The organism is Sphingomonas sp. LC-1 (assembly GCF_025371035.1).
Classification (GTDB): domain Bacteria; phylum Pseudomonadota; class Alphaproteobacteria; order Sphingomonadales; family Sphingomonadaceae; genus Sphingomonas; species Sphingomonas sanguinis_E.
In genome coordinates this window covers 31,534-43,521 of the sequence record NZ_JANZXB010000003.1, presented here as the reverse complement: position 1 = coordinate 43,521, position 11,988 = coordinate 31,534, and the positions used below count along the sequence as shown (strand labels likewise).

The following is an 11,988-nucleotide window of genomic DNA, read 5'->3' as shown; positions in this document are numbered from 1 at the left end:
GGGGAGGTGGCAGCGCGCAGCGCTGACGGAGGGGGACTTCCCCACGGGACGCCCCCGAGTGGCGATCCCCCTCCACCAGCTTCGCTGGTCCCCCTCCCCGTACCGGGGAGGATCTAGAGCTATAAATTCCGTATCCCGGGCGCGCCCCGCCCCGACAGCATCAGCTCGGTCAGCGCCCAGACCAGCGCATCCGCGCGATCCGGCGAGCGGCCTGGCCCGTCATAGGCCCCCGCCACGCCCAGCCCGCACAACTCGTCCTCCAGCGCGGGGAAGCCTCGCGAATGCCAGACCCGCCCCTGCGCATAGAGGAACGACACCGGCTCCGCCCGCGCGGCCTTCCCGATCGAGGCATAGACCAGATGCACCGGCAGGGTCGGATCGGCGAGCCGCAGCACGCTCTCCACCATGTCGCCGCCCTGGTTGCGCTCGGCCACCACCCGGTCCGCGCGGTTCCGCCGGGCGCAGCCCGCGACCCGCGCCGCCCAGCCCTCCGGCGACAGCCCCGCCTCGCTCGCATCCTCCAGCACATAGCCATGCCCGTCGCGCCCCAGCCCGACCGCGACGATCCCGCAGGCATCGCCGCTGCTGGTCGCGGGCGGATCGACGCCGACCACGACCCGATCGAGCGCGGGCATCGTCTTCGCCCTCTGCCGGTCGAGCAGCGCGCGGGTCCACAGGGCCCCCTCGCGGTCGTCGACCATCTCGCCGTCCAGTTCCTGCCGCCCCAGCCGCGTGTCGCCATATTGCGCCAGCATCGCGTCCTGGAAGCTGTCGGGCAGATGCGCATTGTCGCTGGTCCGCCCGATCGTCTCCACGCAATCGGGCAGCGCCATGACCTTGCGCATCAGCGGCGTCGCGCGCGGCGTGGTCGTGACCAGCACGCGGGGGCGCTCCCCCAGCCGGAGCGTCATCATCAGATTGTCCCATCCGGCCTCCCCCTTCCATTTGCCCAGTTCGTCGCACCACGCCGCATGATGCTGCGGCCCGCGCAGAGCCTCGGGCGCCGCCGCCGAATAGGCGAAGCCGATCGCGCCGGATGCGAAATGCACCTGCCCCAGGCTGCCGATCCAGCGTGGCGTCTCGCCCTTGCGCGCCACCGCCAGCAGGCCGCTTTCGCCGCGCACCATCACCCGCTCGACATCGCGAAGGGTCGCCCCCATCAGTGCGATCCGCGCACCCGGATTGTCACGGGCGAGCGCACTCACCCACTCCGCCCCCGCCCGCGTCTTGCCGAAGCCGCGCCCCGCCCGGATCAGCCAGACCCGCCAGTCGCCCGGCGGCGCGATCTGTCCGTCATGCGCCCATAATTCCCATCGCTCGACCAGCTCGCGCTTCTGCGCCGGGGTCAGCGCCGCCAGCGCCTGCCCCCGCGCCTCCGGTTCCAGCATCGCCAGCGTGGCGAGCCGCGTCGTCGCATCCTCTCTCGCCATCACGCCATCCCCTTCAACCGCCGCCGCGCCAGCCCGTCGAGCGCGCGTTCCAGCGCCGCATCGGTTTCCGCCGCGCTTGCCCGTGCCGCCTCGCTTGCCCCGTCACCGGCATCGGCCAGCGCATCACGGCGCGCGAGCAGCTTCAGATAAAGTTGCACCTCGGTCGCCAGGAGCGGCGGCGTGATGGAGAGGCCGGCGATCCCCACACCGGCCTCTCCACCCCCCTCGCCATCCCCATCCTCGGCCCCGACCGCCAACAGGGCGAGCATCCGGCGCAGCAGTCCTTCCTCGACCAGCGCATGTGCCGCACCGATCGCCGCGTCCCAAGCCTCGCCAAAGGCCCGGTCACGCCGCCGGAGCGAACGTGCCGCCGCGAGCGTCTCTCCCACCGCCCGCGCCGCCACGCCCGCATCAGCACTGACCGCCAACGCCTCCAGGAATTGCCGTCGCCGCGCCTGCGTCCACCGCGCGCCCTCCCCCGTTCCGGCCATCCCCGCTCCCCCGTAACACCAAGCGCGAACCCGACCGCTCCCTCGGTCGTATCCGCCCTCGATGTTCCCGTTATGTACCGTTTGCAGCGGGGTTTGTATCCAACAAACGAACCAGATGGGTTGGAGGCATAAAAGCGACTTGCCAGACGCGGAACGCATCGGCATTAGGCGTGGCTTCCCGAGAGGGGGCGATTAGCTCAGTTGGTAGAGCGTCTCGTTTACACCGAGAATGTCGGCGGTTCGAGCCCGTCATCGCCCACCATTCCAAACATCATCGAATAGCCTCACCCCCGCGAAGGCCGGGGTCTAGATGCTATGCGTTCGGCGGAGCGCCGATGCGTCGAAAGAGACTTTGTTCGCGCGGAGGCGCGGAGAACGCGGAGGTGTCTCGCTTGTGGCATCTTCATGCCTCCCTCCGCTTGGTGATGAAGCCGGGCCGCAGCCAATCGGACGACCCCTCTGCGTCCTCCGCGCCTCCGCGCCTCCGCGCCTCCGCGCGAACAAATTGTCTGGGATGAAGCGCTGTAAAAAGCGAACTGGACCCCGGCCTTCGCCGGGGTAGTTCCCGTCCGCAAAGGGCCCGCGATCAGGCTAGCTTCCAGTAGGTCGCGTAGCGCTCATGCGCGATGCGGTGATAGGGAATCAGCCGCACCGGCTGGCCGTCCGCCGCCGGGATGGTGAACTCCAACGGCTTGCCCGTGGCGCTGATCTTCTTCGCCAATGCATCAGGCTCGCCCGACAGCGTCGGTGCCTGGAAGGGCGTGGCGTTATAATCACCGTATTTGCGTTCGTTGACGATAATGTCCGCGCCCGGTGCCAGTCCCTCGCGGCCCAACGCGCCGGCGAGCACCAGCGGACCATAGGTGAAGGCGACGATCTCTGGCGCGGCGGGGGCGCTTTCGACGGCGGGCTCCATGACCAGCCGCCATTCGACCGTGTCGCCGGTCTTCCACGTCCGCGTCAGTTCGGCATAGCGGCCCGGCTTGTCCGAACGCGACACCTCCGCTCCGTTGACCAGCAGGGTCGCGGTGCGGCTCCATTTCGGGTGGCGCAGCTTGAGCGTCAGTTCAGTCGGCCGGCGCAATTTCCAGCGGAACTGGCTATTCGCCGCCTCGGGGAAGCGGGTGGACTGGGTCAGTTCCGCCCCCTTGTCGGCCCAGCGCACCGTCGAGGGAATGAACAGGTTCACGTACAGCGCGCGATCGTCATGGAAGTAGATCGAGTCGCGATACTTCACATGGTTTTCCATCCCCGTGCCGGTGCAGCACCAGAAGCTGTCCTCCGGGGTATGATAGAGCTTCATGTAACCAGGCCGCGCGCCCTGGAAATAGGTCGCCATGCCCGAATCTGGATCCTGCGAGGCGAGGATGCCATTGTAGAGCGTGCGCTCATAATAATCGGCATATTCGGCGCGCGGGTCGTGCAGGAACAGCGCGCGGGTCAGCTTGAGCATATTATGCTGGCAACAGGTCTCCGACCCCTTGGCCGAGAAAACATGCTTGTCGAAATCGGCCATGGCGAAGAAATGCTCGCCATCGCCATGCCCGCCGGTCGCAAAGGCACGGGTATGCGCGACCGTCCGCCAGAAAAAGGCGGCGGCGTCACGATATTTGCCGTCGCCGGTTGCCTCGAACACGCGCTGGAACCCGATGATCTTGGGAATCTGCGTATTGGCATGCATCCCGTCGAGATGATCCTGCCCCTTGACCAGCGGATTTATCACCGCCTTTTGCGAGAAGCGCTGGGACAGCGACCGATAATCCTCGTTGCCGGTCATGAAATACAGGTCGGCATAGACCTCGTTCATGCCGCCATATTCGGTCTGCAGCATCGTCTCGAACTGCGCGTCGGACAGCGGCTTGGTCGCCACGACACCCCAGTCGGCCAGCCGGATGAGCACCGCCCGCGCCGGCTCGCTACCCGCGAGCAGCGCCGCATCGCGCAGCCCCGCATAGACCTTGTGCAGCGTGTACCAGGGCACGCCCGTAATCGGCTCGCCACGCAAATGGGCCGCGACCAGCGCAGGACCCTTGGGGAAGGCGCAGACCAAGCCGGTCCCCGCCGCCTGCTGGCACGCGGCCAGTTCGCCCGCGATATAGTCGATCCGCTGGCGATACCTCTTGTCCTTGGTCGCACGGTACGCCAGCGCGCAGGCGGAGAGATAATGGCCCAGCGTATGGCCGTGGCAGTTGATCTCCTCCCACATCGGCTCCGATTCCCAACCGCCATAGACCGGCGCCTTGGGCTTGAGCCCCGCATTGGTGCGAAAATTGGCGAGCATCCGATCGGGCTGCAGCCGCATCAGATACGCCTCGGTCATCTTCTGCGCATGGAGGAAGGGCCCGTCATCCAGCGAGACGTCGGCCATGTCGAAGGGCTGGACGAGGGTGGCGGGGACGGGACCGCGGCTCTTGGCCTGCGCCCAGGCGGTTGCGGGGATCACTGCCCCCCATCCGGTCGCCAGCGCCCCGATGCTGGCAGTGGACAGAACGTCGCGACGCGACGGGGCATGGCAGCATGGGCGCAACGATCTTCTCCGACTATTTATGTTTTCCCTATGGGTAGACAGGCTGCCCCCGACAGCGCAACCGCTTTTTCCAAACGCCTGGAAGAGGTTTTAATACGAAAGACATATGGCTAATGCCGGAGCCGCAAGACCGCGAACGGCCACGCGGCGACCTGTCAGCGCGCATTGTAGCCGCAAATATTTGTCCGACAGAATAGGACCGGTCAGGCGACTGGCCTGATCACCTCGCCCCGAATGCGGTGGCTCTCCCCCAGCCGAAGCGTCATGGTCCACAGCCGCTGGACCAAGGGGCTGTCCGCGCGTTGATGGCCCGGCAACATCGCGACCAATGCCTGCGCCAGGGCCAGCCCCAGATCGTCGAGCGCGAGCGAGAAAGAGGTCAGGTCAGGCGACAGCGCCCGGCAGGCGGGATTGTCGCGCAGCCCGATCACCGCCACGTCGCGCCCCGGCTCCAGCCCCAGCCGCCGCAGCGCGCGATACGCGCCCACCGGTGCCGTCTCGCCCATCAGCAGCAGCGCGGTCGGGCGGTCGGCCAACGCCATCAGCTCGCGCGCCGTCGTCTCGCCATCGCTCTCGTCGGTTTCGCCATGATGGACCAGCACGGGGTCGAAGGCGATCCCCGCCTGCTCCAGCGCGGCGCGATAACGTTGGACGACGATATGGCTGTTGTTGATCGTCGCCGGCGGCGCAACCAGCCCGATGCGGCGGTGCCCCGCCCCGATCAGCAGCGCCATCGCCTCCGCCACCACGCTTTCGAAATCCAGGTCGATCCATGCATAGTCGCGCGGCGTCTCGGTGCGCCCCAGCGCGACGAAGGGAATCGTCTGGTCGAGCAGGAAGGTGATGCGGGGATCGTCATGCTGCGTCCCGGACAGGACCCAGCCGTCGACGGTGCGCCGCGACACGTGCCGCCGCAAAAAGGTCAGCCCATCCTCCCCCTTGCGGGCCAGCAGCACGACGAGATCGAGGTCATGCTCGCCCAGTCCGTTCTGCAAACCCTCCAGCAAAGCCATGAAGAACGGATCGCCATGAATCGCGCTGTCATGCTCCAGCGTCAGCATGAAGCCGACCGTCCCCGTCCGCCCACTGCGCAGGGTCCGCCCCGACTGGTTGGGGATATAGCCGAAACGCTCGGCTGCCGTGACGACCCTCTGCCGCGTGACCGGACTGACATCCTTGCGGTCGTTCAGCGCGCGCGACACCGTGCCGATCGACAGGCCCAGATGATTGGCGAGCTCGCGTATATCCATTGGACTTTGATCGCGGCGCGGCGCGGTCCGCACAAGGGGCATTGACAGGGTGGCTTGTCGGCATGATGATCCGCAAACGTTTACGGCTGTCGAAGAATGGCGTTGGGAGGATTCGGGTTTGGACACGCTCGTCCTGGAAGCGCACGCCATCGGCTGGGCCTATGACGGCCATTGGTTGCGGATCGAGGCGCATGGCCCGGACGGCCTGCGGCTGCGGGCGTCCTGCTTTCCCGATCGCGGCGCACGGGCCGGGGCGTTGCGCGATGACGCATCGGAGGCAAGGCAGACGGAACCGGTCGTCACTCGCACCGGCGGCACCGCCCGGATCACCCATGGCCGCCTGACCGCCGAGGTCGATCTTCAGGGCCGGGTCCGTTTTCGGAATGCCCAGGGCGAGGTGCTGCTGGAGGAGAAATGGCGGCAGCGCGACACGATCAGCAAATATTGGACGGTCGGCACCGACGAAGTGCGCACGATCAGCGCGCTGGGCCTGTCGGGGCGCGAATTCAAGCCACTGACCGGCGACGTCGCGCGCCTCGCCATACGGTTCGAGGCCAAGCCGGGCGAGCGCCTTTATGGCATGGGCCAGTATCAGCAACCCAATCTAGATCTGGCGGGCTGCACGCTCGAACTGGCCCAGCGCAATTCGCAGGCGAGCGTTCCCTTCCTGGTGTCCAGCCACGGCTATGGCTTCCTCTGGAACATCCCGGCGGTGGGCGAGGTACATTTCGCCGCCAATGGCGCGACCTGGACCGCGTATGCCGCGCGCGAAGTGGATTACTGGATCACCGCGGCCGACAGCCCGGCGGAAATCCTGCGCAACTATGCGACCGTCACCGGCACCGTACCGATGATGCCCGATTATGCGCTGGGCCTGTGGCAGAGCAAGCTGCGCTATCGGACGCAAGAGGAACTGCTGGCGGTCGCGCGCGACTATCATGCGCGTGGCATTCCCTTGGCGGTGATCGTCGCCGACTTCTTCCACTGGCCGGTACAAGGCGACTGGCGCTTCGACCCGCGCGAATGGCCCGACCCCGCCGCGATGACTGCCGAGTTGAAGGCGATGGGCACCGAACTCCTCGTCTCGGTCTGGCCGACCGTCGACCACCGCTCGGAAAACTATGCCGAGATGGCCGAAAAAGGCTATCTGGTCCGCGCCACGCGCGGGCTGGACGTACAGCAGGAATTTCTGGGCAACACCCGCTTCATCGACGTCACCCATCCCGGCGCGCGGGAATTCCTGTGGAAGACGGCCAAGCGCCATTACCGGGACAAGGGCGTCGCGCTGTTCTGGCTGGACGAGGCCGAACCCGAATATAGCGCCTATGATTTCGACAATTACCGCTATCACGCCGGCAGCGTGCTGGAGGTCGGCAACGCCTATCCGCTCCATTATGCCCAGGCCTTTCATGACGGGCTCCGCGCGGAGGGCGAGACCGAGATCGTCAGCCTCGTCCGATGCGCCTGGGCGGGGAGCCAGCGCTATGGCGCGCTCGTCTGGTCGGGCGACATCCATTCCTCGTTCGAGGCAATGCGCAACCAGTTGAGCGCCGGGCTCAACATGGGCATGGCGGGCATTCCGTGGTGGACCACCGATATCGGCGGCTTTCATGGCGGGCATGTCGCGGACCCGGCCTTTCACGAGTTGATGATCCGCTGGTTCCAATGGGCGGTGTTCACCCCGATCCTGCGGATGCACGGCCACCGCGACCCGATCACCCCACCCGCCGAGCCGTTTCGCGACGGCATCGCACAATGCGATACGGGCGCGGGCAACGAACTCTGGAGCTTCGGCGAGCAGGTCTTCGCCATCTTGCGCGACTATGCCGCCTTGCGCGAGCGACTGCGCCCCTATGTCGCATCGCTGATGCGCGCCGCGCATGAAAGCGGCGATCCGCTGATGCGGCCGATGTTCTACGACTATCCCGACGATCCGCGCTGCTGGCAGCTGGATAGCCAGTACATGTTCGGCCCCGACATTCTGGTTGCGCCGGTGACGGCGGCGGGTGTGACTGATCGCTGCGTCTATCTGCCGGGCGGCATATGGCGCGATGCCTGGACCGGCGAATGGATCGAGGGCGGGGGCGATGTGTGCTGTAACGCCCCGATCGAACGGATTCCCATCTTCGTTCGCGATCACGCGGCGGTGGCCGAGGCTTTCGTTCGACGCGGTTGAGATCGAGACCGAATGGACAAGCGGGACCATCAAGAGGCGGACCGCAAGCAGGGAAGAGGCAGGATGGCAGCAACGATGGCCGAGGGGGCCACAGGGACGATCGAGCCGCCGCCGACCGATGGTCAGGCGACGCGCATCCCGTTCGTCGAAAAGCTCTGTTACGGGCTGGGCGATGCGGGCGGGACGATCGTGACCGGCCTGATCGCCAATTTCCTGACCTTCTATTACACCGACGTCTTTGGCCTGGCGCCGGGTATCGTCGGCATCCTGTTCCTGTCGCTGCGGATCTTCGACGCGGTGTCCGACCCGCTGATCGGCATCATGGCCGACCGCACCTCGACCCGCTGGGGCCGGTTCCGCCCCTATCTGCTGTGGACCGCGATTCCCGTGGGGCTGGCCTGTTTCCTGACCTTCCAGTCGCCCGACCTCGGCTATGACGGCAAGGTCGCCTATGCGGCGGTGACCTATTTCCTGCTCGCCTTCTCCTATTCGCTCAACAACGTGCCCTATTGCGCGCTCATCACCCGGATGACCGACAGCGCGCGCGAGGGGGTGTCGTGCCAGTCGGTGCGTTTCGCGCTGGTCGCCATCGCGTCCTTCTGCGTCTCGGTCGGCCTGCCGATCATGGTCCGCCATCTGGGCGGTACCGACATTGCGCGCGGCTACCGCGACGGGGTGGCGATCCTCAGCCTGGCCGCCGTGGTGATGTTTCTGATCTGCTTCCTGTTCGTGCGGGAGCGGGTGGTCGCCGTCGACAGCGCCGAGGTGCCGCTGAAGCTCGCCATCGCCACCACACTGAAGAACGACCAGTTGCGCCTGACCTTCGTCATGACGCTGCTGCTGATCGGCATCTTCAATACCAAGGGCGGCGCGGCGCTGTATTTCATCACCTATGTGCTGGGCGGCGACACCACCTATCAGGCGCTGTTCTTCGGCACCGCGACGGCGGGCGGGTTCCTGGGATCGGTGATCGTCCCCTTCTTCACCCGGCGGTTCGACGTAAAGACCGTCTATGTCGGGGTGAACCTGATCCTGGTCGGCGGACATTTCGCCGCCTTTTTCGTGCCGGGCGACTATCCGATGCTGTGGCTGGTGCTGGTCGGCCTGTGCTGCATCGTGCTGGGCTGCACTCTGCCGCTGCACTTCACCCTGATCCAGCTCGCCGACCAATATGGCGAGTGGAAGCTGGGGATGCGTTCGTCGGGCATGAGCTTCGCCTTCAACCAGTTCTTCGTGAAACTGGCCTGGGCGCTGGCGGGCGTGCTGATCAGCGGCGTGCTGGTGATCGTGTCGTACAAGGCGGGCGCGGGCAACCAGACGCCGCTGTCGCTGACCGGCATCCGCGCGCTGTCGACGATCATCCCCGGCCTGATGCATCTGGCACTCGCCGTCACGGCCGCCCGCCTGATCCTTAACCGCGCGACGATCGATCGCATGACCACCGAGCGTAGCGCATGACCTTCCTGACGCAAGCCCGCCTCATGCCCTCTCCTCTTCGCCTGTTGCTCGCCACGCTGCTCGGCTCCACCGCCATCGCCGCTTCTGCGCAGGAAAGGCTGACCGTCGACCTGTCGAGCGATACCGGGGCCTTTCATGGCGGCGCGTCGGGGACGCTCTACGGTCTGTACGATGCGCGCCTGCCGCATCCCAATCTGGTCGAGGGGATCGGGCTTCGTACCGTCTCCACCAAGGCGCAGGACGGGCCGCAGCATCCCGGCGCCGACGCGCTGGAGGTCTCGACGCTGCTGACCGATGCGTCGGGTGGCGACACCTATATCTACATGACCGACATCAACCGCGAGTTTCCGTACAATTGGAAGACCGGCGACTGTGCGCAGTCGGTCGCCAACTATATCGAAAAGCTGCGGGCACAGGTCCGCCAGGTCAAGGGCATGGAGAAGCGCTATCGCGACCGCATCGTCTTCGTCCCCTATAACGAACCCGACGGAAACATGTTCGCCGAAGGCCCCAAAAGCTGCAACGACGTGCGGTGGCAGAAGGACCCGACGGCCTTCAACGACGCCTGGGACCGTGCGGTGCGGATGATCCGCCAGGAACTACCCGGTGCACGGATCGCGGGGCCCAATACCAGCATCCTGTTCCCGGAGGTGGAGGGCTTCATGCGCCACGCCATCGCGGCGGACACGGTGCCCGATGTCGTGACCTGGCACGAACTCAGCAACCCAGCGGCGGTGCGCACCAGCGTGCGCCGATATCGCGAATGGGAGGACAGGCTGTTCGCCGGAACCAGGTGGCAAGGCCGCCATCTGCCCATCAACATCAACGAATATGCCTATAACTACCACACCTCGGTCCCCGGCCAGATGGTGCAGTGGGTCGCCGCGATCGAGGATTCCAAGGTCGATGCCGACATCGCCTATTGGAATATCGACGGCAATCTGAGCGATTCCGCCGTCCAGGCCAATCGCGGCAACGGGCAATGGTGGTTGCTCAACGCCTATGCCACGATGAGCGGCCATACCCTGGCCGTCACCCCGCCGCATCCCGACCAGAGCTATACGCTGCAGGGACTGGCGACGCTCGACCCCACGCGGCGGCAGGCGCGGCTGCTGTTCGGCGGCAAGAGCGGCGAGGCGGTGGTCGCGCTCGATCATATCCCCGCCGATTTCGGCCCCGAGCTGCGGGTTCGGGTCCGCGAGATCGGCTGGACCGGCCAGCTCGGCGACTCCGCCCCGCCCGTCACCATCGGGGAGCGGGTGATGCCCGTGAAGGACGGCCGCATCGCCCTGACCTTCGGCGAGGATGGCTGGCCCGGCTTGCGCGAGGAAGCCGCCTATGAATTGCTGCTGACACCGGCGCAGAACACGCGCGCCGCCGCCGTCACCCTGCCCTGGCGACAGGATTATGAGGCGGAGAAGGCGACACGGCGCGGACAAGGCCTGGCGGTGCGCGGACCGGAAGGATCGCCCGATCATGTCGACCGCTTCCACACCTCGGGCGGCTATTCGGTGGAGGGGTTCAGGACCGGGGCCGACGCCGCGCTGGACTTCGCCGTGGAGGTGCCGCGCACCGGCCGCTACGACCTGCGCGTGCTCGCCAGCACGTTCAACAAGGATCCGCTCGTCACGGCGCAGGGGGCGACCAACGTCTATCTGAGGATCGACGGACGGAAGGCGGGCGAGACCGAGCTGTTCCTGCCACTGGGCTATAAGCCGTCGGTGCTGGACCATGTCGATACAGTCGTGAATCTGACGCGCGGCAAGCATGTGCTGACGCTCGCGACACGCAGCCTGGACGGCACGCGGCGGACCCAGGGCCATGCGCTGGTCGACCGGATCACCCTGACCGCCGCCGATCCGGCCTCCACCACCGTCACCTATGACGTGCGCGACGCGATGGTGACGGGACGCGCCGCGACGAAGGGCGACGCCGTCGATCTGGCGACGGGCGCCAGCTCCACCTTCTGGGTGTACGCCGTGCAGGACGAACCGGCGGCACTCTCCGCGGAGGCGAGCGGGCCGGTGCGGATCGACGTCAACGGCCGGCCGCTGACCGGCGGCAAGGCGTTTCTGCTGGGCGGAATCAACAAGGTGGCGGTGACGGGTGCGACGCGTCTGCGCGGCCTGCGCGTCACCGGCGTGACCACACCCGGCGCCCCACGCCGTTACGAAGCCGAGGCCGCGCAGGTCGCCGGCACAGCCCGGACCGGCGCGGCGTCGCGGGCGAGCGGCGGGCGCGCGGTATTCGACATCGGCGGCGCGCCGGGCAATGGCAATACCCTGACCTTCCCCAACGTCATCGCCGACAAGGCGGGCACCTATGCGCTGACCGTCCGCTTCTCCAACGACGAACAGTCCAAGGCGACGCATTACAATCCCGACCCGCTCGCCCGGATCGCGCGCATCTCGGTCAACGGGGCCAAGCCGATCCTGGCGACCTTCCCCAACAGCTTCCACGCCAACAACTGGTGGGAGATGACGGTGCCCGTCACCTTGCGCGCCGGGACTAACGCCATCCGCATCGCGGGCGAGGAACAGCCCGACTGGGACGGGCGGACCTATGCGTCCCAGACGTGGCCGGGCGTCCTGCTGCGATCGCGCTACGCCCCCAATATCGATCGGATCACCGTTACGCCCATGCCCTGAACGACCGA

General features: G+C 66.7%; 7 protein-coding genes and 1 tRNA gene. 4 read left to right on the top strand and 4 right to left on the bottom strand.

Features of this window, described 5'->3' with window-relative positions:
* Nucleotides 1-119 precede the first annotated feature (119 nt).
* Together NZL82_RS05115 and NZL82_RS05110 are read right to left on the bottom strand one after the other, a co-directional pair.
* Complete coding sequence (locus NZL82_RS05115) at nt 120-1,430, bottom strand: DNA-packaging protein (RefSeq protein WP_261268699.1); 1,311 nt, start codon at nt 1,428-1,430, stop codon at nt 120-122.
* Entirely contained in the window at nt 1,430-1,921 is a 492-nt protein-coding gene (locus NZL82_RS05110) for a hypothetical protein (protein WP_261268698.1), read from the bottom strand. The genes NZL82_RS05115 and NZL82_RS05110 overlap by 1 nt, the downstream gene beginning before the upstream one ends.
* Nucleotides 1,922-2,107: 186 nt before the next feature.
* Here NZL82_RS05110 and NZL82_RS05105 point away from each other — a divergent pair.
* A tRNA-Val gene (locus NZL82_RS05105) sits at nt 2,108-2,183 on the top strand.
* A 324-nt stretch (nt 2,184-2,507) separates the two neighbouring features.
* On the opposite strand, the gene NZL82_RS05100 is transcribed toward NZL82_RS05105, so the two are convergent.
* Nucleotides 2,508-4,289, bottom strand: a complete 1,782-nt coding sequence (locus NZL82_RS05100) for a glycoside hydrolase family 127 protein (protein WP_261269044.1) — start codon at nt 4,287-4,289, stop codon at nt 2,508-2,510.
* A gap of 362 nt (nt 4,290-4,651) precedes the next feature.
* Nucleotides 4,652-5,698: a substrate-binding domain-containing protein gene (locus NZL82_RS05095; RefSeq protein ID WP_261268697.1), complete on the bottom strand. Its 1,047-nt coding sequence runs from the start codon at nt 5,696-5,698 to the stop codon at nt 4,652-4,654.
* 118 nt (nt 5,699-5,816) lie between these two features.
* Here NZL82_RS05095 and NZL82_RS05090 point away from each other — a divergent pair, with 118 nt between their 5' ends.
* The 3 genes from NZL82_RS05090 (at nt 5,817) to NZL82_RS05080 (ending at nt 11,980) form a co-directional block, all read left to right on the top strand.
* A complete protein-coding gene (locus NZL82_RS05090; protein ID WP_261268696.1) occupies nt 5,817-7,874 on the top strand; it encodes a glycoside hydrolase family 31 protein in 2,058 nt (685 codons plus the stop codon).
* 63 nt (nt 7,875-7,937) lie between these two features.
* Nucleotides 7,938-9,332 carry an MFS transporter gene (locus NZL82_RS05085; RefSeq protein ID WP_261268695.1) on the top strand — a complete coding sequence of 465 codons (1,395 nt, stop codon included), beginning with the start codon at nt 7,938-7,940 and terminating at the stop codon, nt 9,330-9,332.
* Nucleotides 9,329-11,980, top strand: coding sequence for a cellulosome protein (locus NZL82_RS05080; protein WP_261268694.1), 2,652 nt, complete (start codon nt 9,329-9,331; stop codon nt 11,978-11,980). Before NZL82_RS05085 ends, NZL82_RS05080 begins: the two co-directional genes overlap by 4 nt.
* Nucleotides 11,981-11,988: the final 8 nt, after the last annotated feature.